This is a genomic window from Brevibacterium oceani (assembly GCF_013623835.1).
Lineage (GTDB): Bacteria > Actinomycetota > Actinomycetes > Actinomycetales > Brevibacteriaceae > Brevibacterium > Brevibacterium oceani.
Genome location: NZ_JABKDE010000007.1, coordinates 265,281 through 285,617, shown reverse-complemented (window position 1 = coordinate 285,617; position 20,337 = coordinate 265,281). Strand labels below are relative to the sequence as shown.

Below are 20,337 nucleotides of genomic sequence, written 5' to 3'. Positions count from 1 at the left end.
CGACGCCACCGATGAATCTCGGTGAGAACGTCCGGAACCTGCTCTGCTTCCATACCCACAACACTAAACCTCGGCACTGACACAAGATTCCGGGCGGGTGTTCTTACAGGTCAGAGCCGAACCGTGAGGTCAGAACCGTCTGCGCAATTTCAGGAAGGCTTGCGCTGCGAGGGCAGAACCAGCACCACACAGGCAGAATGCGACAGTCCCAGCACCGGCTATGCCTGAGAACTGCTGACGGCTGACATTGTGGCGCAGCCCCGGTTGAAGTGTTCTCGACAGCGGGCGACATAGGCGTCGAGACCACCGACGTGGCTGGCATCGATGACGGTGGCGGCAGGGTTCGGTGAGTCCTCGTCCGAGGCCACCTTCGGTGCCACTGCAGCGCCCGATCCGCGCTCCGAGTCCCTCAGCCGCTGGTGGAAGACGGCGTCGCGGCCGCAGATCGTGCATACCGCGGTGAGCCTGAGCACCTCTTCGGCTACGGCCATGAGACTCGGCACAGGTTCGAAGGGTTCTCCATCGAAGGTCACACAGAGCCCTTCGACGATGACGTCGACTCCTCGGTGCAGGAGCTCATCGACGGCGGGGATGAGATCGGGGCCGAAGAACTGGGCCTCGTCGATGGCGACGAGATCGTAGTCTGCGGAGCGGACAGCCTCGGCGAGGGAATCCACATCAGACAGCGGCACCGCAGGGATGTTCGCCCCGACGTGGGAGGTGATCGTCGAGATCGACGACCGGGTGTCGAGCGAATGGGACACGACGAGGACGGTGATCCCGGCGATGGTCGCCCGCCGCACCCGACGCATGAGCTCCTCGGACTTTCCGGAGAACATCGGTCCGGCGATGACGGTGAGGCGGCCGGTGTCAGTCAAGGCAGAATTCGTTGTCTTCGGGATCGGTCATGACGATGAAACCGTGCTCCATCGGCGGATCGGGTTCGACTCGTCTCAGCCGGCTTGCTCCCAGCTGTGCCAGGCGAACACATTCGGCCTCCAGTGCCTCCATCCGTTCCTCACCGTCGAGACCCGGTGCCGCTCGGACGTCGAGATGGATCCGGTCCTTCACCGTTTTGCCTTCAGGGACGGCCTGGAAGAACAGTCGGGGCCCGACGCCTCCGGGATCCTCGATGGCCGCGCGCATATCCTCTGGCCCCAGTTCGATGCCGAGGTCTGAAAAGAAGTTCTTCCACGCGTCGAACGGATCATCGTCATCGGCGAGTTCGACACCGGGTGGTCCCGGAATGATGTAACCGAGCGCTGACGCCCAGAATCTCGCGACCGTCTCCGGGTCACGGCAGTCGAATGTCACCTGAAAGGTTCTGCTCATCTCAGTCTCTCCTCGGCCTCTACTGTCCGGTCCTGCCGTCGATGCATTCGCGCAGCAGGTCGGCATGCCCGCAGTGTCGAGCGTATTCTTCGATCCGGTGGACCTGCAGCTCGCGCACGGCGATGCCCACTCGGCCCAGATGGGTGCCCAGATCCTCGTGCCTGTCGACCACTGCGTCGGTGGCTGTCTGCTCCTGTTCGAGCCTGTCGAATGCCTCTGTGATCAGGGGGTCCTCGATGTCCTCGCCGTCAGACTGTGCTCCGTTGTTGTGCGCCGCGCCGGACCGCGCTGTTCCGAACTGCGGCGCACCCGCCGCTGAGGTGTTGGACTGGGCCGCGCCGGGCTGTGACACGAGCCCGCTGAGGTCGAACGCCGCATCCAGTCCACCGTAGATCGCTGGTTCCCGATCGCCGTCGGAGATCCAGTTGCGCCAGTCCCTCTCGACCTCGGTCATATGCCGGACGAGGCCGAGCAGAGACATCGTCGACGGTGGAACGGAGAGCGTCATCATCTGGTCGAGTGTGAGTCCACGGCACTTCATCGCCAGGGTCAGTCGGTAGTCGTGGATGTAGTCGAGCAGTGTCGCCGACTCACCGTCGGGGCTCAGACCTTCGGTGTTTCGCGGGTCGTCTGCGGGATCGACCCACATGTCGGGATAGACGGTGGCGACGGTCCATCGCTGAGGTGGGGTGGACATAGTGGAATTCTGCTCTCATCCGTCCGCGAATACCAGGGGTGTGCCCGGATCTCCGGTGATCACACAGCCAACGGCTCGTCGAGGGAGAAGAGGCTCGGAACCTCCTGCCGGATCTGGTTGCCGAGGGCCGGTGCCCCACCGAAGAGTCCTTCGACGGCGTCGACTGTCCGCAGCACCCGATCGCGTGAAATCGGGGGCATGAGGTCTCCGTCCTTGAGGTAGCCCTTGAGTGAGCCGGCGGCCGCCGACCTCAGACCGAGGCGACCGGCGATCAGCCACCTGATGCATTCGGTTTCGAAGCGCACCTGAGCCTGATCAAGCGCAGGCTCGCTGGCAGCGATGCCGTGGTCGGGACGGTCCCCGCGATGACCGGCGAAGACGAGGGCGAGCTCTTCGATGAGGTGTATGAGCATGACGGTGGGGCTGCGCGTCGTCGGCAGCGTCTCGGGCAGCAGGTCCTGTCCGCGCAGATCCGCGATCACCGTGTCGACGCCGGCCCACGTCGGTGCACGGTTCGCGGTGTCCGACCCCTCCGCCTCGGCGGAAGCCAGCGTCCCTGCGGTGCCGGCGGCTGTCGGATCCGAGGCCGAGACGACCGTCGACTTTCCAGTCCCGGCGGCCGTCTCCGGAGTCCCGACGGCCGCCTCCGGGCCCGATCGGGCGAGCATCGCTGCGTCGAAGGCAGCGAACTGCGGGCACCGGCGCACCCAGACGAGCAGCTCGTCCCACGGCAGGAGTGAGCTGCGCTCGAGCGGTTCGCTGTAGAGAGCGTCGAAGGAATACCGGTTGTCATCCATATGCTCAATCTAGATCTCGCCCCTGACACGAGATCTGCCAGTGCCCGGACCTGCACGCAGCATCGGCTGAGAAGTAGGCTCGAATTGCAAGGACTGCAGCGGGATTCGACCGAGGTCCCGGTAATCCGGTGCCCGGGTGAAGGGAACCCGCCGAAGGAAGAGGAGAGTCACATGGCTGAGAAGAAGCGCGACATCCACCTGCGCATCGGGCCGGAAGAGCTCGTCATCCGGCAGCGCTACCAGGTGCTCAGCATCGCCAATGACGTGCTCATCGGTGTGTGGTTCCTCATCGGCAGCTTCATGTTCTTCTCTGAGGCCCTGATGACCACCGGGACCTGGCTGTTCGTCATCGGCAGTGTGGAGATGCTCATCCGCCCGGTCATCCGCCTCATCCGGCATCTCCATCTGCAGCGGTTCCGCGGCGGTGCCGTCACCGCGGACTCGAGCTACGATTTCTGAGCCGAGAGGCCCGATCGATTCTGACGACGAGGTGGGCGGCGAGTGCGATCGCGCCCATCGTCGGAGGACCGAATCGCCAATCGGAGGCGGTCAGCGGTCTGCCGAGTTCAGCGAGTTCTCGTCGCGCGAACGCGGCTGCCGGCCACATGATCGGCAGGGCCGTGAGCACCCCTGAGGTGTACCGGCGAGCCGCCGCCGCCGAGAGCAGATGAGTGAACACATGAGCTTCGAGGCCGGTGACGGAGGCTCGGTAGAACCGTGACGCGCCACGGGTTCTCGCTCCTCGGACTCCGGCGACGGCGAGCGCGGCTCCCACCAGGCCGATCGCGGACAAACTCTGCTTGGTGGTCATCCGCAGGGCGTCGATTCCAGTGAGGTCGGCCAGGTGGTCAGCCGTGGCTGGAAAGGTCAGCGCCTCCTCCGCATCATGAAGAGCCCAGGAGGCGAAGAGCACCAGTGGCCCGCGCATTGCGATCCCTTCCGACGACGGTTCTCACACCCATTGCATCACACGACCGCATCAGTGACGTTTCCTCTTCAACGCGAGTGCACTCGCCCATCGGCGAGGTGCAGGCGACGGTGGGACGATTCCGCGGCCCACCGCGGGTCGTGGGTCGTCGCGAGGACCGCACCGCCTCGGCGCAGGACGCGATCGATGATGGCGGTGAGTCGGTTCATCCCCGCCTGATCACGCCCGATCGTGGGTTCGTCGAGAAGCAGAACGTCGGCACCTGTGACCAGGGCCGAAGCGATGACGAGATCCTTCCGCCGGGGGCCGTCGAGGTCGAACGGGTGTTCCTCGTCGACCGCCGCCAGATCGACCTCGTGCAGCACCGAGTCGACGATACGGCGACGGTCGTCGAGAACCTGGGTCCGTTCCCGCCGCCGGTGGCGCGGCAGCGGGGCCGCATGCATGAGTTCGGACCGCACAGTCGCCGCCGAGAGCTGAATGCCCGGATCCTGCCCCACCCAGCCCAAGTGGGCGCTGCGTGCGTGAGCGGGCATGTCCAACAGATTGGTTCCTTCGCCGAGGCGGCTCATCGTGACCGTGCCCGTGCAGTCGCCGGACCGACCGAGGAGTCCGATGAGTCCGCGCAGCAGAGTCGATTTCCCCGCTCCGTTGGCACCGGTGAGCGTGACCAGTTCGCCAGGAAGCAGATCGACGCTGACGCCGTCGAGAACGGTTCTGCTCGCGCGATGCACGCTCAGGCTCCTCACGCTGAGCACCGGTTCGGCCCTCGGAGGTTCGGCCGCCGCGGTCGTACTCAGCTCCGGATCGGCGGTCGTCGATGCGGCCGGGCGGCTCCCCGTCATCGACGCGCTTCGTGACTGAGCCGCATGGTCTGGGCGGGTGTCCCAGACTCCCTGCGCTCGAGCCGACTGTGCCAGCCTGACACCGTCAGCGCTCCCCTGGGCCAACCCGTCGCCCGCTCTGAGGAAGCGCACCTCGTCGCAGGCGACGGTGAGCTCGTCGATCTGATGGCCGGTGATGAGCGCTGATCCTCCACGCTCGCAGTTCTCACGGAGGAGGCCCGCCAGGCGTCGACGCATATCGGGATCGAGCGACTGTGAGGGCTGGTCGAGGATGAGCAGATCGGGATCCAGTGACGCGATCCTCGACAGTGCCACCAATTGGCGCTGACCACCGGAGAGGGTGTCGAGGCGCCGGTTCCACAGATCGTCGATCCCGAGGTTGGCCAGCACATCGTGTGCCCGGGCCTCGGCAGCGGCGGGAGAGATACCGCGCAGCCGGCATGCCAGCTGGGTCTCGTCGGCGACTCGGCTGGTCAGTCCGCTCAGTTGGGCTTCCGGATCGTCACCGAGGAAGCCGACCGTGCCGGTGACGTCGACGCGACCGGTCGTGGTTCCTCGGGTCTCGAGCAGACCGGCCAGGGCCCGGCTGAGGGTCGATGTGCCCGAGCCGACGGGGCCGAGCACTGCGGTCATCGACCCGGCAGGCAATTCGAGGTCGACATCGGTCAGGACTCGGCTGTCTTCGCCGGCATAGGTGAAGCCGAAGCCTCTCATCCGCACCACCATCTCAGTCGCTGCCGATCAGCTGTTCAGCGTCCGGCAGCGGGAGCACACCGGCCACTGAACAGGCGATGAGTCCGACCACGAGGACGGGAATGATGAGCCGGATCAGTCCCTGCCTGCGACTGTCGTGGTGGTCCTGCAGTTCGACGGTGCGGCCGTGCACTCCCAGACCGCTCTGTTCGAGCACCTCATGGCGCTGTTCGACGTCGATGAGCATCGAGGTGAACAGGCCGGTGACGATGCCGGGCAGCAGCCGCATCCGCACCCGCCAGCGTTCCGTCGCCCAGCCTCGTGCCTTTCGAGCTTCAATGATGTTGCGGGTCCGGGCCCCGATGAGGGGGATGAGTCCGATCGCGGAGGCACACACGTAGGCGAGAGCATCAGGCAGTCGGAGTCTGCGCAGACCATCGAAGAGTCGGGCGGAGTCAGTGCCGAGCCCGAAGAGGGCACACAGTCCGATGAGTGCAGTCACGCGCAGCCAGATCTGGACGGCGATGCTCAGGCCCTCGACGCTCAAGTGCGCGGGTCCGGCCTCCCAGAGGACATGCGCGTTCGCGCCGGGATAGAACAATCCCTGCACGATGATGAGCACGAGCAGCGTCGGCAGACACAGCACGCCGACACCGAGGGCCCACGACCGCCGGCCCACCGCCGGGGACGAGGCGACCGTGATCACTGTGGCGACGATGACGGCGGCTGGCACCACGGGCGAGGGGATTCCGAAGACGAGCAGCAGGCTGCACAAAAGGATGACGATCTCGGTCGCCGGGTGCAGCCGCTGACCGTCGCGACCGGCAGTGTCGTCGGCAGCGCAGTGTCCGGGTTCGACTCGGTCGGCCCCGGAATGCCCGGTGGTGTTTCCGCTGGCGCCGGTCTCGGTGCCGGTGGTGGTCATTCCGCCGCAGGAGTCGACTCGACCGGCGCGTCCGCCGGAGGCGTCGAACCGGAGCGCACTGCCTTCGGGCGGCTGAATGCGGCGAACGGGTAGCGTCCGATGATGCGCTTGGGCAGGGACCGGATGACGACGTAGGCCAGGGCGAAGATGAGCGCCTTGTCGATGATGTCGGAGAACATGCTCTGCGCGAAGGTCGCGTTGAACATCTCGAGCCCCGCGGCCTGGAGTATCGCCACCACTCCCCCTGTTCCGGCACCGAGCCCGCCGCCGAACACATATGCGGCGACCGGGGCGCCGATGGCTCCGGCGGGGACTCCGGCGACTGCGCCGACGATGACGGCAGTCCAGGGGGTGCGGAAGACGCCGAGGCGGGCTGCCCATCCGGCGGCGGCGCCGATGAAGGCGGCCCCGGAGCTGAAGGCGATGACGCTGGGGCTCAGCGTCACTCCCCAGATGAGGTTCGAGATGATCCCGGTGAAGGCACCGGCGGCGGGGCCGGACAGGACGCCGATCATCACGGTGCCGATGGAGTCGAGGTAGAGCGGGACCGGGGTGTAGTTGCCGATGATCTGCCCGATGATGATGTTCAGCGCGATGGCGACGGGGATGAGCGCGAGGACGCGGCGAGGAATGAGCGGAAGGGTGCCGGCGGCCAGGAGGATTCCGCCGAGCAGATAGCCGACCATCACCCACAGGGTGGTGTGGCCGAGGTCGATACCGAGATTGGCAGGCTGTGTCAGGAGCACCGCGAGGTAGGTGCCGATGACGACGAGGGTTCCGAGGAGGGTCAGAGTCAGGGGAAGTGCAGTTCTGCGACTTTGTCCGGGACCGACCGTGGAGGTGGTCGGCCCCTGCCCAGACTGTGGGGAGGATGCGGTCATGAGGATGGTCCTTTCATCAGTGTGGAGCTGAGGTGGTCTAAGAAGGCCGGGGCGTCGATCGCGCGGATGATCTCGGCGTTGACGGGTCGGTCCCACCGACCGAGCCAGTCGGCGACGGTTTCGCCTCGTGTGAGTGTACCCGTGAGTTCGACGTCAACGGGTGCGAACAGAGTCCGCGCCCAGGGCAGCAGGCCCGCAGATCCTCTCACTGGCGCCGAGGCGGCCGACGGGTCGGCGTCGACTGTGGGCTTCGCCTCGATGCTGGTGACCGCAGGCGCCGGCCCGTCCGAGGAAGACGTGTTCTGGCGTGCCCAGGCGAGTGCGCAGGCGAGGACGAAGGGATCGTGGATGTGAGCGAGATAGCCGAGTCCGTCGGATTCGTGGAATTCGAAGTAGAACCGCAGCGCCTCGGCCAACTGGGTGAGCATCCGCTGCCACCCGGCAGAGGTGCCCACTGCCCCACCGAGGATGTCACTGAGTCGGTCAGACGTCATCTCGACGGCTTCGGTGGCTTCGATCGGCGCGATGACCGGTAGGTGGGTGAGCTGGCCCTGCGCATGCGCTTCACCGAAGGCGGCGAGCGCCCGGGCCGCGGATTCCGGGTCGAAGGTGACGTTCCACTCGGTCGTCGGCTGGGTGTTGCCGCGATAGTTGAAGGCTCCTCCCATGATGAAGAGACGTTTGAGCAGTCGCGGCAGTTCGGGTTCGATTTCCAGGGCGAGCGCGAGGTTCGTCGATGGTCCGATGACGATACCGATGAGCCGGCCCGGGTGGGCGTGTGCCGCATCCACCCACGCTTGGGCTGCCGATACCGAGTTCGCGGGACGCGTCGGTGCGGGCAGTTCGGCGTAGCCGGCGCCGGTGGCACCGTGGGTGAGATCGGCGTATTCGGGTCCGCTGACGGAACCGGCAGAGGATGAGGTGGTCGCACCGTCACGAGCAGCATCATCTTCGGCATCGTCGTCGGTCTGCTGCCAGGCCAGTGGCAGTCCGTGTCCAGAGTGAACGGGAATATCGGTCCGTCCGGCCAGGTCGAGCCAGCCGCGGGTATTCGCCACGACCTGCGCGGTGCGCACGTTGCCGCCCGAGGCTGCGATGCCGACGATCTCGACGTCGTCCTGACAGCACAGGTACGCGAGGGCGAGCGCATCGTCGATGCCAGGGTCGCAGTCGAGGAAGAGCGGAAGAGTCGGCGTCATAGTTCAATTCTGCCGGACGTTTCAGGTCACCACCGTCGGAGTCGGGTCCAGTTTCCGCAAGCTTGGGTCGATCCCCGCCTCACCAGTCGGCAGCACAGGTACAGAGTCGTCGAGGGAGGTTCACTGATCCCGAATCGTTCTCGCAGTTCATCGAGGTCCTCACTGCCGAGACGCGTGCCGATGAGTTCACCGAACGGCATACTGGTGATCCACGGCCGGTCGACGAGTACGAAAGCGTTGAGGAACATCTCGCAGTCGCAGCAGCATGCACCCATTCTGCTGAGTCGTTCGAGCATCGCCGTAGCACGCGGTGCTGTTCTATCGCGGAAGCTTTCGGCGAAACGGTGAGTACCGTTGCAGCCGAATTCACTGAGCTGGCGGTTGACATAGCAGACCAGGCATTCGCCTGGCCGCGGGGCGAGGATGGCTGCGGATGCTGAATCGATGATCGTTCTGACGTCTGTGTCAATCGTGTTCTTGTCCATGACCACACATTGCCAGGAGGCACTGACATGAAACCGCTCCTTACATCCTGGATTCTCGATTGTCGTCCTATTGATGCAGGTCACTCGGCAAGTCAGTACTCGTCGTAGAATCGCAGGCATGGGCATCCTCGTCATCGGTGAGTCACTCATCGACATCGTCAGCACCGCCGGCAACCGTGATCGGTACTCCCCGGGCGGCGCCCCGGCGAATGTCGCGCTCGGATTGGGCCGCCTCGGCGATGAGGTCGAGTTCCTCACTGATGTCGGCGATGATTTCCACGGCGGGTTCCTCCTCGCCCATCTGCGGGAATCACGGGTCGAGGTTCTCTCCCGCCCGACCGGCTCCACGTCGACGGCGCTCGCGCGACTGGCCGCAGACGGCTCCGCCGACTACGACTTCCGCCTGCGGTGGGACCCCGACGACTCGCTGGTGACAGACGATGAGCGGTCGGTGCTGCATTTCGGGTCGATCGCCGCGTTCCTCCAGCCCGGCGCGGCCGCTGTGGATCGGCTGCTCGAGCGGGCCGCCTCGGCGACCGGAGCGGCGCCCCGCTCCCCTCTCGTCACCTTCGATCCGAACATTCGGCCCTCGATCATCGGCACTCACGCCGAGGCGCTGCACCGGTTCGAGGAGTTGGCCGCACGGGTCGACGTCGTCAAGCTCAGCGACGCCGATGCCGATTGGCTCTACCCGGATCTCGACGTCACCGCTCAGATCGAACGCATCCTCGACCTCGGCGCGGGAATGGTCGCGATGACCCGCGGTGGGGATGGGGCGATCGTGGCGACCGCCTCGGCGCGGGCGGAGGTGGAGGCGGTGCGGGTCGATGTGCGGGACACGATCGGAGCCGGAGATACGTTCATGGTCTCGCTCATCCACGAACTGCACGCGAACGCGACCGAGGTGAGCACCCTCGGAGAATCCGACCTCATGTGCCTGGCCGAACGTGCGGTCAGGCTTGCCGCGGTCACGGTCGGACGCGAGGGCGCCGACCTGCCCTGGGCGGAGGACCTCACGCGCTGAGGTGGTCTCGAAGCTGGCGCAGGCAGATGTCATGGCCGTTGCGGTGGCCGTCGATCATTCCCTGCCCGACGAAGGAGACGACCTGGTCGACGAGGTCGACCCGGGTGCCGCTCGCGGTGGCCGTGAAGGTCCAGGTGATGATCGCGGTCGACAGGATCTGTCCGTTGCGGGTCAGCGTCTCGGTGGTCACAAGCCAGCGTTCGGGCTCGACTGCGCAATACATTCCCGCGGAGTCGAATTCCAGTGCTCCCGGTGTTCCGCAGCGCGCACGAATCGAGCCGCCGGGCCGAAACTCGTCGACATCGCAGATCATCGCCTCGCCGTCGGGAACACCCCACCGCACTCGCTGGTCGACATCGGCGAAGGCCTTCCACACCACGGAAGTCGAGTGCTCGATGTCGGCACCGAGGCTGATCGTGGCGGTCACCGGCCCATCCTGATCGGAAGACGCGTCACTCACCGAAGAACACCACCTGATTTCCATCCGGGTCGCTGACCGGGAGGATACGCTGTCCACCACCGGGGCTCGGCTCGTCGTGGTCGTTTCCGACCGCTCGCAGATGCTCGGCCATTGTGTCGAGGTCGTCCACGTCGATGACCACATTGGAGCCTCCGGCTCGCTGCGGGTCTTGCCAGATCTGGACGCCGAACTTCTCGTCGAAGCACCATTGGGCCAGCCCCGCCATCGGCTTGCCATCCGGCTGCCTTTCGAAGAGTCGGGAACACCACTCGGCAGCTTCCTCTTCGTTGGTGACAACGATGTTGGCCATGAGTCCTGTGAACATGATCGCTCCTTCGGGATCAGTCTTGAGAACGAGTGCTTGCATTTTGCAATCACTTATTCCATGGAAGCACACATCGGCCCCAGGGACAAGAGCGATGCTCAACTCAGCCGCCGAACGGGGCCAGCGCACGAAATCTTTCCTTCGACAGGACGATCTGCGAGGCTCCGCCGATGCCGAAAGCCAACGTCATCGCGGCCAGTGGCGCATTCGGTCATCGACACCGGCCGCAACGCGGGTCGATACCCGGCTCAACTACCGGCGATCTCCGCCTCGTAGGCGGCCTGCAGTCGCTCTGAGGAACGCGGAGCATCAGGGTTCGGGCGAGGCACGCCGAGATGGGTCTCCCGGAGTTCATCCATGAGGCCGTCAACGAGCTGCGGATCTTCTGCCATGAGGCGGGAGCGGATCGTCAACTCCCGAGAGGTCTCCCGGTGGGTCATCCCCCAGGTCCCGAGAGCGACCATGACCGGCAGAGTCTGGATTCCAGCCTCGGTGAGGGAGTACTCGGCTCGCTGCCCGCGTGCGGCATCCGCCCTTGTCAGCAGGCCTTCGTCGATGAGCTTCTTCAGACGACTGGCGAGCATGTTCGAGGCGATGCCCTCATTATTGCAGGTGAGCAGCTCGCGGAAGTGCCGGCGGTTGCCGAAGATGATGTCGCGCAGGACGATGAGCGACCAGTTGTCGCCGAGGACTTCGACGGCGGCATTGATCGCACATCCCGAGCGCGGCTGCGCAGGCATCGATCCACCTCCAGTGATTGCATTCTGAAACTACTTAATCTTACACTTGGTGCACTTCTCGGGAACCGACGCTATCCATCCGACAGCAGACATCAGCCGAACCATCACATTGGAGTGCTCATGGCCAAAGCGTGTGTCAACAACCTCTTCGTCTCCCTCGACGGCTTCGCTGCCGGCGAGTTCGTCACCTTCGACCAGCCGATCGGTGAAGCGCAGGCGCTGTTCTCCTACTTCGACGGCCGCGGGATCGAGGGCGTGAATCATGTCGACGCGCCGGTGACCGCAGATCGCGCATTGTTCGCCATGTGGGGTCAGGGCAACGGTGCCGAGATCATGGGGCGAAAGAAATTCGGACCGCAGTCGGGGCCATGGCCCGATGACGGGTGGCGCGGTTGGTGGGGTGAGGAACCGCCCTTCAAGACCCCGTGTTTCGTACTCACCCACCATGCGCGGGAGCCGATGGAGTTCGACAACGGCACGAGCTTCCATTTCATCGACGCCTCCCCCGCCGAGGCTCTCGCCGAGGCGACTGCAGCTGCCGACGGACTCAACGTCCGCATCGGCGGCGGACCCTCGACGGTCAGACAGTTCCTCGCGGACGGCCTCGTCGACTTCCTGCACCTCGTCGTCGTGCCGGTCGCCCTGGGCCGGGGCGTCTCGCTCTGGGAGGGCCTCGATGGGGTGGAGAAGGATTTCGCGATCGAGTCCGTGACCACCGCGAGCGGTCTGACCCACCAATTGTGGAATCGCCGAGGCTGAGCGTGCCGAGGTCCCGGCAGGCCGATCATCGTTGGCGGCCGGTCGTCACTGCCGGCCGGTCGTCACCGGCAGCCAGTGCCGGTGCGACAGACCGATGGCCCGTCGTTCCTTCCGGAGCGACGGGCCATCGGGTTCGTGAGCCTTCAAGCCTGCGGGCATTCGTGCCCGCGTGACGATCCAGGTCAGCTGATCGCCTCGGCGATGGGGGTCTGACCGTCGTAGAAGTTCACCGTCTCGCGCACCGCTGCCGATTCGGAGACCACGTGGGTGATGACGTCGGCGACGAGTTCGCGTGAGGTCACGCGCACATCATCGGCCGGCTTCTGTCCGTCGAGGTCACCCGCGGCATCGGCGATGAGGACCTTGCCGTTCGAGGGTTCGAGGGTAAGGCCGCCGGGGCCGAGGATCGTGTAATCGAGCGAGCTTGCGCGCAGATGCTCATCGGCACCGTGCTTGGCCTGCACGTAGGGGTAGAAGGAACTCTCCGGGTCGACGCGGTCGGAGTCGACGGAAGCACTGGCGTAGGAGACCAGGACGAAGCGATTGACCCCGGCCTGTTCGGCGGCGTCGACGGAGCGCTTGGCCGCGTCGAGGTCGACGGCCTTCGTTCGTTCCGGGTTGCCTCCGCCGGCTCCGGCAGAGAAGACGACCGCTTCGGCCCCGGAGAACAGGTCGGCGAGCGCCTGCGTGTCCGCGGTTTCGATGTCGAGGACGACCGGGTTGGCCACAGCGGCTTCGACATCGGCCGACTGATCGGGATTGCGGATCACGGAGTCCACAGTGAAGCCGGCGGCGTTGAGCTTGGGCGCGGCCAGGAGGGCGATCTTCCCATGGCCGCCGAGAATGACAACACGAGCTGAATCAGACATATCTTCCTCTGCTGTTGGTGATGTTTGGTGGTCAACATAGCGATCTGTCGGCCACGATTATTCCGTCGCGTCTGCTGACAGCCGGATCGCAGTGCTCGTCTGACGGAGTCGACCCCGCATTACACTCGGGTCATGAGCAGAGTACTCGTCGCCGGAGCCACCGGGTATCTCGGACGCCATGTCGTTGCCGAACTGTCCCGGCGAGGACATCGGGTGCGTGCGATCGTCCGTCATCGATCGCGCGCAGAGGCCCCCGGAGCCTGCTCGGCTCCTCCCCTGTCCGGCTCAGTGGACGAATGGGCAGTCGGCGACGTCACCGATGCGAGTTTCACCCGCGACATCGCAGATGGAGTCGACGAAGTGATTTCGGCTCTCGGGGTGACTCGGCAGAAGGCCGACCCCTGGGAGATCGACAACCGTGCGAACCTCGCCGTCCTCGATTCGTCACTGCGGTTCGCGGTCCGCTCGTTCACGTATGTCGGTGTGCTTCATGGGGACCGGTGTCCTGCCCGCCTGACTCGAGCGAAGACGACGTTCGCGCAGACGCTCACGGCCTCGCCGATGTCGGAACGGATCATCAATCCGACAGGCTATTTCTCGGACATGCTCGACGTGCTCGCTCTGGCACGAAGGGGTCTCGTTCCCCTATTGCGACCGCATGGCCGGATCAACCCTATCCACGGAGCCGATCTCGCTCGCTTCTGCGTCGACCGTATGGAGGGAAGCGACGCGGGAAGCTGGGATGTCGGCGGACCGCAGTCCCTCACATGGCGGGACGTCGCGCTGACTGCGTTCGAGGCAGCAGGTCGGCATCCGCGCATCCTTCACGTGCCCGAACGGATCGCCGCCCCTGCACTGCGCGCGGTCGGCCTCTTCAGCCCACGGACGGCCGATCTCGGGGAGTTCGCCGTGTGGGGCATGGTCCACGACGCAATCGCCCCTGCGACAGGCACCCGGAGGTTGGCGGACTTCTTCGCCGAGCGCACCGGCTGAGGCCTTCTGCCTGTTCCCGAACAGGGGTTCGATGAGTCCTCGCTTCTACGTTTCGGTGTCCGCTCACTGCGCTTCCGCTGCGAGCCTCATCGGGTCCTCAGCCGAGTGCTTCGCCGGGTAGGCTGACGGTTATGCCCGAGGACCTCTCGCCCGCCACTGTGCTGCGCCGGTTGGAGCGCGGACAGTCCGTGTTCATCCCTTCGTCGATCCGGCACATCGTCTTCACCCTGATCTTTGCGCTCGTCATCGGGGTCGGGCTGCTCATCGCCTTCGTCTGGATCGTCGCCGCCACGATCAGCGAGGGCCGCAGCTGGTGGCTCGTCATTGCCAACCTGCGCATGTGGGCCTTCGTCGTCGGCATCGTCGGCTGCCTCCTCGTAGCTCCGATCGGCGTGGCGCTGCGGCTGCGTCGCCGTGAGGCACTCGTCCTCTCCCCCGCGGGTGTCGCCCTCGCCAGGCACGGGAGAGTTGTGCCTGGAACCCTTCTGCCGTGGCACGACATGGAGGCCGTCGTCTACGAACGCGCCGTCTCCCGTGGGCCGAAGGTTCTGGCCTACATCCTCACCGAGGAGGCGACCCGGAGGCTGCGCGGTCGCGGTCTCAACCCGCGCTGGATGGTCCGCTCCGGATTCGTCCTCAGCCACCGCCGCCTCCACCCGATTCTGGCGGCCGCACATGCACGCTTCTCAGCCCGCCCCTATGGACACCGGTAGGTCCACACACCGCGGTGCTCTACCGTTGAGGTCATGATCCGACGCCTCATCGCCCGCGCCTTCTGGACCGTCAGCCGGTGGAGACTCGTCACCGAGCCCGCCCCGAACCGTCCGACCGTGCTCATCGGGGCTCCGCATACGTCCAATTGGGACTTCGTCATCATGCTCGCCATCGCGTGGAGTCTTCGTGTCGAGGTGCACTGGCTGGGCAAGGATTCACTGTTCACAGGCTGGCGAGGCCCGATCATGCGCAGTCTCGGCGGAATCCCGGTCGATCGGTCCGACCCCAGCAGAATCGTCGCCGAGGTGGTCGACCGTGTCCGCGCGGGCGAGGTCTTCGGCCTCGTCATCACCCCTGACGGCACCCGCGGCGGGCACACGCACTGGAAGTCCGGTTTCCACCGCATCGCCGTGCAGACCGGGATGCCGGTCACCATGGGATACCTCGACACCGCGACCCGGACGACGGGACTGGGACCGACCATTGAGATGACCGGAGACATCGCTGAGGACATGGACCGGATCCGCGAATTCTATGCCGACAAGCGCGGTATTCGACCGCACCTGCAGATCACGCCGAGGCTGCGCGAAGAGGACGTCGCAGGTGACGGTCGCGAAGGCGGCTCGGAGCCGAACTGAGATGAACGGTGATGTGCGCGTCCCCGCGGGGCCGGGGATCCCGACCGGTCTGGTCATCCCCGCTGGCGAACTGAGCGAACAGTTCTCCCGCTCCTCCGGCCCAGGCGGGCAGCACGTCAACACTGCCGACTCCCGAGTGCAGCTGAGCCTGGATCTGGCGAGCGCGTCCTTCCTCACCGAAACCCAGCGCGAACGGGCGCTCAGTGTTCTGGCGCCGAGGCTGACGGGCACCGTACTCACGGTGACCTCCGAGTCGCAGCGATCCCAGCTGAAGAACCGACAGGACGCCAGAACCCGATTGGCAGGGCTGCTGCGGGAGGCCCTGGCACCGCCGACGCCCAGGCGAGCGACGAAGCCCTCGCGGAACTCCCGTCGCCGCCGAGTCCGGACCGAACAGCGCAGATCCGAGATCAAACGCAACCGGCGCAGACCGCGCCCGGACTGACTTGCCCACGTCCCAAACTGACTTGCCCACGGCAGGCCCGGTTTCCGTGACAGGACAGGTATCGAGGAGCAGAATGGGCGACATGAACAGCATCGAAGTCCTCACCGACCTGGCACAGCGCCCCCTGCAGGCAGCCAACGCCCTCCCCCGACTGTCCGCCGATCAGCTCAACGACCACCTCGGCGGTCATCCGAATTCGGTGGCATGGCTGCTGTGGCACAGCGGCCGGGAGATCGACGTCCAACTGACCGACCTCACCGGCCGCCCACAGCAGTGGGAGGACTTCCGGGAGCGATTCGATCTCGGCAAGGCTGGTGACGGCATCGGCCTCGGGCACACTCCCGAGGAAGCCGCGCAGATCAGGGTCGACGATCAGCAGGTGCTCCTCGACTACCTCGAAGCGACACTGAACGCGTTCACCGACTATGCTGCCACATTGTCCGAGGCTGACCTCGGCGAAGTCATCGATGAGAACTGGACACCCGTGGTCACACGCGGGGCGCGGATGGTCTCGATCGTCGACGATGCCATCCAGCATGTCGCTCAGGCGGCGTTCATCGCCGGCGCCGAGGCCTGACCGTCCTGTCTGTCGGCACGGTCAGGGACGGCGGAAGTCCGTGACCTCGCCGAGGCTGTCCATCCCGGCCGCACGATAGGTCGCCACGGCGGCGGTGTTCGATGAGGGTGTGGCGACCGTGACGCTGGAGGCGCCCATCGCCCGCAACGTCGAGGCCGTTGCCTGTGCCATCGCGACGCCGAAGCCGCGTCCGCGGTAGGCGGCGTCGACGCCGAGAGGTTCGATGAGGCCCGGGCGACCTCGACCGGCCGACCAAACGGTCGTCGCCCCTGCCGCATCTCCTGTTTCGGTGTAGCCGACAAGACATCGAGCCTGCCGATAGGCGTACCCGTCTGCCATCGCAGCCCACCGCTCAAGGGTCAGTGAAGATCCGGGGAAGGCCGCGGCTTCTACGTCGATGCGGTCTTCGACCCGATCGGGGGTCACGACGTCGATCCGCAGCGGTACCGGAGGAATCGGATCTGACAGCTCGCGACGCAGCTGAGTCCATGGTTCGTCGGTTGTCCATCCCGCCTCGGCAAGGGTGTTCCTCAGGGCAGGACCGAATCGGGCCTCGACGATCCCCTTCCCTGGGGGAAGGAGATCGGACAGGGCACCGGAGAGGTCGATCACGATCGCCTCGGCGAGGGGCGCATCATAGGCTTGCGCAGGCGAGACGGCCATGCGGATGAGCTCGGATTCGTCGAGGAATCCGACGGCGACGATCTCATCGTCCAGTACCCACACTCGCAGGGCAGAGGCGAGCGCGGCGGCGCCGAAGCGCTGGTACCAGCCGAGGTCGCCCGGATGGACCTGCACCGGCTGGCCCTCCGCCTGCCAGGTCGCGACGTTATCGATGACCTCGGGCAGGTCGGTCACGGACGGCTCTCGAATGGTCATTCTCAGGTCCTGTCTTCAGTGCGCCAGATGATCTCACCGTCGTCGACGTCGTCGCTCGGGTGCAGCCCCAGTCGTTCGGCGACTCGGTTCGACGCGACATGGCCCGGGTGGATTGCCGCCCGGAGACCGGCCACCGCCTGATCGTCCAACTATTCAACCATGGCACGGGCCGCCTCGGTGGCCAATCCCTGTCGCTGACGGTCGGGCGCCGACAGGGTCTCGACCATCTCCGCGGCATGCTCGATTCTCAGCGGTTCGAGGCCGAGGCGATGGGTGGACAAGGGCACGGCCCGAGGCCGGTTCGGCGCGGATGGACGATGCGTTGTGCCTTTCATCGCGGACTCCGACGACATCGACTCAGATCCCCTCTGACCTGCCTGCGGCCATCTCGTCCCACGTGACTCGCACGTCTCTCAGTTCCGCGCGCAACGCCTCGACGAGGTCTTCGGTCGCCCCCATGACGGAGCTGATTCCGTCTTCGCCCGCCGATTTCAGCATGATCTGCCACCCGTCTCCGTCGGCCGACTTCGATGTCTCCGCCGTGTAGCCGCCCCAGTAGTGCACGCTCGTACCGTCAGCGACATCAGCGTCAGGCACTGCTGTGAGGGATGCGTGGAAGGAGTTCACCGCACGATCGACCGCAGCACCGGTGACCGAGGCTCTGACCTGAACCACGGTCTGCTCGTCGTACGGCCAGTCGTCGAGCCAGTGTCGTGACGGGGTGAAGGGTCGGACATCGGAACCGCTGTGCATGCATTCCTCCTTCGACGTTCCCGGAGAGCGGGGCGATTGATGCCATCGTAGCCGCACGCGCGATCGGGCATATCCTTAGCCTATGCCCATCGAACCAGTTTCATTCACCGATGTCTCCATCGGAGGACTCGAGTACTCCCCCGTCGCCGAGGCGCTCGCCGGTCTGCGTGCCAACGAAGCACGCTATTTCTCCAACAAGTACAAGCACACGTTTTCGGTCGCCCCTGCCGCGGAGGCTCCGGAGGCTCTCGCCTGGGTGGAGGAGATACTTCAGTCCGAGCGCGAGATCGTCCCGACGTCTCCGGCTCTCGAAGTCAGCATCAACGATGTGGACGGCATCTTCTGGGTCCATGTCTTCTACGAGTCCGGGCTCGCTGTCAACGTGCTGTGGACACGGGAGGATTCCGGGAAGCGTGCGGTCGGCTTCAAACTCTCCGCCGGAATGGAGGTGCCGCCGGAGCTTTCGGCGTTCAAGTTCGCCAGGCAGAAGTCGAAACTCGCCGGTGAGATTCGGGGCTCGTACTTCGTCATCAAGGGTGAGCACCCGTTGCCGTAGGTCTCAAACGGACAGGCCGCTCCAGCGCAGGGGTCAGGCTTTGAGAACGTAGCGCAGGGTTTCGACGACCTGGTCGGTTGTCGTACACCAGGCCTTGGCTTCGGCGTCGACTTCCTTGAGCGGATGGACGATGTCGGCATCATGCAGAGTGACATACGGCGTACCGAGAGCGGCCGCCGGCGGCATCGCTGGCCGGGTGGTCGGTCACCGGGGCGCTGAACTCGATCTCCAGTCCGGCGGCCTCGGCACCGAGCTGGATCTCATCGCGCCAATCGGTGTGGATCTCACCGGACAGATAGACATTGAATCTCATGATCGAAGACTCCTGACTCGAATGCGGTTGGAACCGGAATGTCCCTCGGGCTCCACCATAGCCAATCGGTGTTTGTCAGTGTTGTTCTTCAACTTCCCGCACACCGTGAAGCGAATTTCGGCGCGGCTCCCGGCCTCGGCGGGTCAGCGGAAGCGTTCGGACAGGTAAGCTTCTGCGATGCTCAGGTGTCCCTGGCTGCCGAGCGAGTTCTTCGACTTCTGCGTGTAGGCATGATTGGCGAGTGGAATCCGCACGGTCTGGACGTCGGCTCCACGGCTTCGGGCTGCATCAGCCCAGGCAAGTTGGTCGGCCGGGGCGATGACGTCATCGCGCATTGCGGTCATCATGAGCATCGGCGGCGCGGATGAGTTGAGGTGAGTGGTGGAATTCACTGCCTCATAGCGTTCCGGATATTTCTTCGGAGTGCCACCCGTGTAGCTGGTCGCAAACACGCGCGTGCCGACACCCGCCCCCGGGCCGACGGGAGCGTTCTCATAGAGCCCCGTCACGTCGAAAGCGGGATAGTCTGCAATGACTGCTGCCGGAGCCGGAACTTTCCCACCACACGACGACTCGGCGTCGCCATGCGCAGCGGCGCCTGCGGTATTGGCGGCCATATTGCTGCCGGAGCTCTCGCCCCAGAATGCCAGACGGCCCATGTCGGCACCGAGCTCACTCGCGTGAGTGTGAATCCAGCTCGCTGCACAGGCAACCTGCGAGGGCGCCTTCTGCCAGGTCGCGTTGTCAGGGGTTGCGAGTTCATATTCGACCGACACCACCAGGTAGCCGCGATCAGCGAGTTCGCGGAGTTCCGAACTCGAACCGTTCGCCTCGCCAGCGATCCAGCCGCCCCCGTGCACGTACATGATCGTCGGCGCCGAGCCGTTCACTCCCGCCGGCTCGTAGATCGACACGGAAAGGTCATCGCCTGAACCGGTCGTGTCGTAGACCTCCTGTCGGTCGGGTTTCTCTGCGTCGATGGCGGACAGCCCGAACGTCGCTGTTAACAGGTTCACCGAGCCGCCGGCGGAGACGACAGCGCCGATGAGGACGACGATGACCGCGGTATTCGCAACCGCGCCGACCCCGCCGAGCACTGTTGCGACCGTTCCGGTGGGTCGACGGCCCCTGCGCACAGCAACGATTCCGACGACAAGCACGATCAGCCCCGCCAGAGCCACGAGCGGTGCCACGGTCGGGGCAAACCGAGCAGCGAACGAGCTGAGCGGGCCTATCCCGGGAATGAGCGAAGCGAGCCCGAAGATCGCAGAAAGGGCACCCAGCACAATTGCGAGGACGAGGACCACGGTCAGACCCGTCCTGGCGACGCCCCTTGGCATCGAGTGCCGTGACGATCTCGTGCTGTCTGTCATCGTCGGTCCTCGACTCTCGATCTTTCAGGTTGGTTTTCCATCTGCACCAGACCTCATTGTTGCGATCACATGCTGACGCCGGGGGCCACTCTAACGCAGGCCGCTTCCCGTGACCTTGATGTTTCGGGTGCGACCAA

The 20,337-nt window shown here is 65.4% G+C and carries 30 protein-coding genes; 9 read left to right on the top strand and 21 right to left on the bottom strand.

The features are described from left to right. Positions 1-218: 218 nt before the first annotated feature. From HK401_RS16240 to HK401_RS16225, 4 genes are read right to left on the bottom strand one after another with little or no spacing between them, the layout of a single operon-like run. Positions 219-839, bottom strand: coding sequence for a thymidine kinase (locus tag HK401_RS16240; protein ID WP_181275708.1), 621 nt, complete (start codon positions 837-839; stop codon positions 219-221). Positions 840-870: 31 nt separating this feature from the next. Further along, positions 871-1,332, bottom strand: a complete 462-nt coding sequence (locus tag HK401_RS16235; protein ID WP_181275679.1) for a VOC family protein — start codon at positions 1,330-1,332, stop codon at positions 871-873. A 19-nt stretch (positions 1,333-1,351) separates the two neighbouring features. Next, positions 1,352-2,029 carry a mycothiol transferase gene (locus HK401_RS20850; protein ID WP_181275678.1) on the bottom strand — a complete coding sequence of 226 codons (678 nt, stop codon included), beginning with the start codon at positions 2,027-2,029 and terminating at the stop codon, positions 1,352-1,354. 59 nt (positions 2,030-2,088) lie between these two features. Beyond that, a complete protein-coding gene (locus HK401_RS16225) occupies positions 2,089-2,826 on the bottom strand; it encodes a hypothetical protein (protein WP_181275677.1) in 738 nt (245 codons plus the stop codon). Positions 2,827-2,997: 171 nt separating this feature from the next. Between HK401_RS16225 and HK401_RS16220 the strand changes: the two genes are divergently transcribed. Beyond that, a complete protein-coding gene (locus HK401_RS16220) occupies positions 2,998-3,285 on the top strand; it encodes a YrhK family protein (RefSeq protein ID WP_181275676.1) in 288 nt (95 codons plus the stop codon). On the opposite strand, the gene HK401_RS16215 is transcribed toward HK401_RS16220, so the two are convergent. The 6 genes from HK401_RS16215 to HK401_RS21210 form a co-directional block, all read right to left on the bottom strand. Next, entirely contained in the window at positions 3,257-3,754 is a 498-nt protein-coding gene (locus HK401_RS16215; RefSeq protein WP_181275675.1) for an HXXEE domain-containing protein, read from the bottom strand. The genes HK401_RS16220 and HK401_RS16215 overlap by 29 nt on opposite strands. A 68-nt stretch (positions 3,755-3,822) precedes the next feature. After that, on the bottom strand, positions 3,823-5,313 hold the full coding sequence (locus HK401_RS16210) for an ATP-binding cassette domain-containing protein (protein ID WP_181275674.1): 1,491 nt from the start codon (positions 5,311-5,313) through the stop codon (positions 3,823-3,825). Between the two features lie 13 nt (positions 5,314-5,326). Beyond that, positions 5,327-6,217, bottom strand: a complete 891-nt coding sequence (locus tag HK401_RS16205; RefSeq protein ID WP_181275673.1) for an energy-coupling factor transporter transmembrane component T family protein — start codon at positions 6,215-6,217, stop codon at positions 5,327-5,329. Next, the gene (locus tag HK401_RS16200) at positions 6,214-7,098 is read right to left on the bottom strand and encodes a histidine kinase (protein ID WP_258234273.1); all 885 of its coding nucleotides are present in this window, start codon (positions 7,096-7,098) and stop codon (positions 6,214-6,216) included. Before HK401_RS16200 ends, HK401_RS16205 begins: the two co-directional genes overlap by 4 nt. Next, entirely contained in the window at positions 7,095-8,297 is a 1,203-nt protein-coding gene (locus HK401_RS16195) for a nucleoside hydrolase (RefSeq protein WP_181275672.1), read from the bottom strand. The genes HK401_RS16200 and HK401_RS16195 overlap by 4 nt, the downstream gene beginning before the upstream one ends. A 26-nt stretch (positions 8,298-8,323) precedes the next feature. After that, positions 8,324-8,782 (bottom strand): DUF2695 domain-containing protein, encoded by a 459-nt coding sequence (locus HK401_RS21210; protein ID WP_210605197.1) that lies wholly within the window; start codon positions 8,780-8,782, stop codon positions 8,324-8,326. A 118-nt stretch (positions 8,783-8,900) separates the two neighbouring features. On the opposite strand from HK401_RS21210, the gene HK401_RS16185 reads away from it, so the two are divergent. Continuing rightward, a complete protein-coding gene (locus HK401_RS16185) occupies positions 8,901-9,806 on the top strand; it encodes a carbohydrate kinase family protein (protein ID WP_181275670.1) in 906 nt (301 codons plus the stop codon). On the opposite strand, the gene HK401_RS16180 is transcribed toward HK401_RS16185, so the two are convergent. The 3 genes from HK401_RS16180 to HK401_RS16170 all read right to left on the bottom strand — a co-directional run bounded on the left by HK401_RS16180 (position 9,796) and on the right by HK401_RS16170 (position 11,331). Next, the gene (locus HK401_RS16180; RefSeq protein ID WP_181275669.1) at positions 9,796-10,233 is read right to left on the bottom strand and encodes an SRPBCC domain-containing protein; all 438 of its coding nucleotides are present in this window, start codon (positions 10,231-10,233) and stop codon (positions 9,796-9,798) included. The two genes, HK401_RS16185 and HK401_RS16180, sit on opposite strands and share 11 nt — an antisense overlap. A 25-nt stretch (positions 10,234-10,258) precedes the next feature. Next, positions 10,259-10,591, bottom strand: a complete 333-nt coding sequence (locus HK401_RS16175; protein WP_181275668.1) for a VOC family protein — start codon at positions 10,589-10,591, stop codon at positions 10,259-10,261. A gap of 248 nt (positions 10,592-10,839) precedes the next feature. Then, positions 10,840-11,331 (bottom strand): winged helix-turn-helix transcriptional regulator, encoded by a 492-nt coding sequence (locus HK401_RS16170; RefSeq protein WP_181275667.1) that lies wholly within the window; start codon positions 11,329-11,331, stop codon positions 10,840-10,842. Between the two features lie 120 nt (positions 11,332-11,451). On the opposite strand from HK401_RS16170, the gene HK401_RS16165 reads away from it, so the two are divergent. Further along, complete coding sequence (locus HK401_RS16165; RefSeq protein ID WP_181275666.1) at positions 11,452-12,090, top strand: dihydrofolate reductase family protein; 639 nt, start codon at positions 11,452-11,454, stop codon at positions 12,088-12,090. A 182-nt stretch (positions 12,091-12,272) separates the two neighbouring features. On the opposite strand, the gene HK401_RS16160 is transcribed toward HK401_RS16165, so the two are convergent. Continuing rightward, positions 12,273-12,959 (bottom strand): SDR family oxidoreductase, encoded by a 687-nt coding sequence (locus HK401_RS16160; protein WP_181275665.1) that lies wholly within the window; start codon positions 12,957-12,959, stop codon positions 12,273-12,275. 132 nt (positions 12,960-13,091) lie between these two features. On the opposite strand from HK401_RS16160, the gene HK401_RS16155 reads away from it, so the two are divergent. The 5 genes from HK401_RS16155 (at position 13,092) to HK401_RS16135 (ending at position 16,326) form a co-directional block, all read left to right on the top strand. Beyond that, on the top strand, positions 13,092-13,952 hold the full coding sequence (locus tag HK401_RS16155) for an NAD(P)H-binding protein (RefSeq protein ID WP_181275664.1): 861 nt from the start codon (positions 13,092-13,094) through the stop codon (positions 13,950-13,952). 131 nt (positions 13,953-14,083) lie between these two features. Continuing rightward, entirely contained in the window at positions 14,084-14,665 is a 582-nt protein-coding gene (locus HK401_RS16150) for a hypothetical protein (RefSeq protein ID WP_181275663.1), read from the top strand. A 33-nt stretch (positions 14,666-14,698) separates the two neighbouring features. Further along, positions 14,699-15,304 carry a 1-acyl-sn-glycerol-3-phosphate acyltransferase gene (locus HK401_RS16145; protein WP_181275662.1) on the top strand — a complete coding sequence of 202 codons (606 nt, stop codon included), beginning with the start codon at positions 14,699-14,701 and terminating at the stop codon, positions 15,302-15,304. A gap of 1 nt (position 15,305) precedes the next feature. After that, entirely contained in the window at positions 15,306-15,749 is a 444-nt protein-coding gene (gene arfB, locus HK401_RS16140; protein ID WP_181275661.1) for an alternative ribosome rescue aminoacyl-tRNA hydrolase ArfB, read from the top strand. An 82-nt stretch (positions 15,750-15,831) separates the two neighbouring features. Continuing rightward, positions 15,832-16,326: a DinB family protein gene (locus HK401_RS16135; RefSeq protein ID WP_181275660.1), complete on the top strand. Its 495-nt coding sequence runs from the start codon at positions 15,832-15,834 to the stop codon at positions 16,324-16,326. 21 nt (positions 16,327-16,347) lie between these two features. Here the strand turns inward: HK401_RS16135 and HK401_RS16130 are convergent, their stop codons facing one another. The 4 genes from HK401_RS16130 to HK401_RS16120 all read right to left on the bottom strand — a co-directional run bounded on the left by HK401_RS16130 (position 16,348) and on the right by HK401_RS16120 (position 17,958). Then, positions 16,348-17,205 (bottom strand): GNAT family N-acetyltransferase, encoded by an 858-nt coding sequence (locus tag HK401_RS16130; RefSeq protein ID WP_219921996.1) that lies wholly within the window; start codon positions 17,203-17,205, stop codon positions 16,348-16,350. 2 nt (positions 17,206-17,207) lie between these two features. After that, positions 17,208-17,354: a hypothetical protein gene (locus HK401_RS20485; RefSeq protein ID WP_219921995.1), complete on the bottom strand. Its 147-nt coding sequence runs from the start codon at positions 17,352-17,354 to the stop codon at positions 17,208-17,210. After that, entirely contained in the window at positions 17,355-17,492 is a 138-nt protein-coding gene (locus HK401_RS20480) for a hypothetical protein (RefSeq protein WP_219921994.1), read from the bottom strand. A gap of 70 nt (positions 17,493-17,562) precedes the next feature. Next, entirely contained in the window at positions 17,563-17,958 is a 396-nt protein-coding gene (locus tag HK401_RS16120; RefSeq protein ID WP_219921993.1) for a hypothetical protein, read from the bottom strand. Positions 17,959-18,040: 82 nt separating this feature from the next. Here HK401_RS16120 and HK401_RS16115 point away from each other — a divergent pair, with 82 nt between their 5' ends. After that, positions 18,041-18,514 carry a DUF8821 family protein gene (locus tag HK401_RS16115; protein ID WP_181275659.1) on the top strand — a complete coding sequence of 158 codons (474 nt, stop codon included), beginning with the start codon at positions 18,041-18,043 and terminating at the stop codon, positions 18,512-18,514. 33 nt (positions 18,515-18,547) lie between these two features. Here the strand turns inward: HK401_RS16115 and HK401_RS20845 are convergent, their stop codons facing one another. From HK401_RS20845 to HK401_RS16105, 3 genes are all read right to left on the bottom strand, one after another. Next, a complete protein-coding gene (locus tag HK401_RS20845) occupies positions 18,548-18,700 on the bottom strand; it encodes a YtoQ family protein (RefSeq protein ID WP_258234271.1) in 153 nt (50 codons plus the stop codon). After that, complete coding sequence (locus tag HK401_RS20840) at positions 18,654-18,827, bottom strand: YtoQ family protein (RefSeq protein WP_258234270.1); 174 nt, start codon at positions 18,825-18,827, stop codon at positions 18,654-18,656. Before HK401_RS20840 ends, HK401_RS20845 begins: the two co-directional genes overlap by 47 nt. Before the next feature lie 143 nt (positions 18,828-18,970). Then, positions 18,971-20,200, bottom strand: coding sequence for an alpha/beta hydrolase (locus HK401_RS16105; RefSeq protein ID WP_181275658.1), 1,230 nt, complete (start codon positions 20,198-20,200; stop codon positions 18,971-18,973). Positions 20,201-20,337: the final 137 nt, after the last annotated feature.

Coding starts and splice junctions, on each gene's coding strand:
- HK401_RS16150 (WP_181275663.1), top strand. CDS start 14,084: ATGCCCGAGGACCTCTCGCCCGCCACTGTGCTGCGCCGGTTGGAGCGC.
- HK401_RS16240 (WP_181275708.1), bottom strand. CDS start 839: ATGTTCTCCGGAAAGTCCGAGGAGCTCATGCGTCGGGTGCGGCGGGCG.
- HK401_RS20850 (WP_181275678.1), bottom strand. CDS start 2,029: ATGTCCACCCCACCTCAGCGATGGACCGTCGCCACCGTCTATCCCGAC.
- HK401_RS16105 (WP_181275658.1), bottom strand. CDS start 20,200: ATGACAGACAGCACGAGATCGTCACGGCACTCGATGCCAAGGGGCGTC.
- HK401_RS21210 (WP_210605197.1), bottom strand. CDS start 8,782: ATGGACAAGAACACGATTGACACAGACGTCAGAACGATCATCGATTCA.
- HK401_RS16145 (WP_181275662.1), top strand. CDS start 14,699: ATGATCCGACGCCTCATCGCCCGCGCCTTCTGGACCGTCAGCCGGTGG.
- HK401_RS16165 (WP_181275666.1), top strand. CDS start 11,452: ATGGCCAAAGCGTGTGTCAACAACCTCTTCGTCTCCCTCGACGGCTTC.
- HK401_RS16200 (WP_258234273.1), bottom strand. CDS start 7,098: ATGACCGCATCCTCCCCACAGTCTGGGCAGGGGCCGACCACCTCCACG.
- HK401_RS16170 (WP_181275667.1), bottom strand. CDS start 11,331: ATGCCTGCGCAGCCGCGCTCGGGATGTGCGATCAATGCCGCCGTCGAA.
- HK401_RS16135 (WP_181275660.1), top strand. CDS start 15,832: ATGAACAGCATCGAAGTCCTCACCGACCTGGCACAGCGCCCCCTGCAG.
- HK401_RS20840 (WP_258234270.1), bottom strand. CDS start 18,827: ATGAGATTCAATGTCTATCTGTCCGGTGAGATCCACACCGATTGGCGC.
- HK401_RS16130 (WP_219921996.1), bottom strand. CDS start 17,205: ATGACCATTCGAGAGCCGTCCGTGACCGACCTGCCCGAGGTCATCGAT.
- HK401_RS16120 (WP_219921993.1), bottom strand. CDS start 17,958: ATGCACAGCGGTTCCGATGTCCGACCCTTCACCCCGTCACGACACTGG.
- HK401_RS16210 (WP_181275674.1), bottom strand. CDS start 5,313: ATGAGAGGCTTCGGCTTCACCTATGCCGGCGAAGACAGCCGAGTCCTG.
- HK401_RS16175 (WP_181275668.1), bottom strand. CDS start 10,591: ATGTTCACAGGACTCATGGCCAACATCGTTGTCACCAACGAAGAGGAA.
- HK401_RS16155 (WP_181275664.1), top strand. CDS start 13,092: ATGAGCAGAGTACTCGTCGCCGGAGCCACCGGGTATCTCGGACGCCAT.
- HK401_RS16185 (WP_181275670.1), top strand. CDS start 8,901: ATGGGCATCCTCGTCATCGGTGAGTCACTCATCGACATCGTCAGCACC.
- HK401_RS16215 (WP_181275675.1), bottom strand. CDS start 3,754: ATGCGCGGGCCACTGGTGCTCTTCGCCTCCTGGGCTCTTCATGATGCG.
- arfB (WP_181275661.1), top strand. CDS start 15,306: ATGAACGGTGATGTGCGCGTCCCCGCGGGGCCGGGGATCCCGACCGGT.
- HK401_RS16115 (WP_181275659.1), top strand. CDS start 18,041: ATGCCCATCGAACCAGTTTCATTCACCGATGTCTCCATCGGAGGACTC.
- HK401_RS16205 (WP_181275673.1), bottom strand. CDS start 6,217: ATGACCACCACCGGCACCGAGACCGGCGCCAGCGGAAACACCACCGGG.
- HK401_RS16235 (WP_181275679.1), bottom strand. CDS start 1,332: ATGAGCAGAACCTTTCAGGTGACATTCGACTGCCGTGACCCGGAGACG.
- HK401_RS16195 (WP_181275672.1), bottom strand. CDS start 8,297: ATGACGCCGACTCTTCCGCTCTTCCTCGACTGCGACCCTGGCATCGAC.
- HK401_RS16220 (WP_181275676.1), top strand. CDS start 2,998: ATGGCTGAGAAGAAGCGCGACATCCACCTGCGCATCGGGCCGGAAGAG.
- HK401_RS16160 (WP_181275665.1), bottom strand. CDS start 12,959: ATGTCTGATTCAGCTCGTGTTGTCATTCTCGGCGGCCATGGGAAGATC.
- HK401_RS20845 (WP_258234271.1), bottom strand. CDS start 18,700: ATGCCGCCGGCGGCCGCTCTCGGTACGCCGTATGTCACTCTGCATGAT.
- HK401_RS16225 (WP_181275677.1), bottom strand. CDS start 2,826: ATGGATGACAACCGGTATTCCTTCGACGCTCTCTACAGCGAACCGCTC.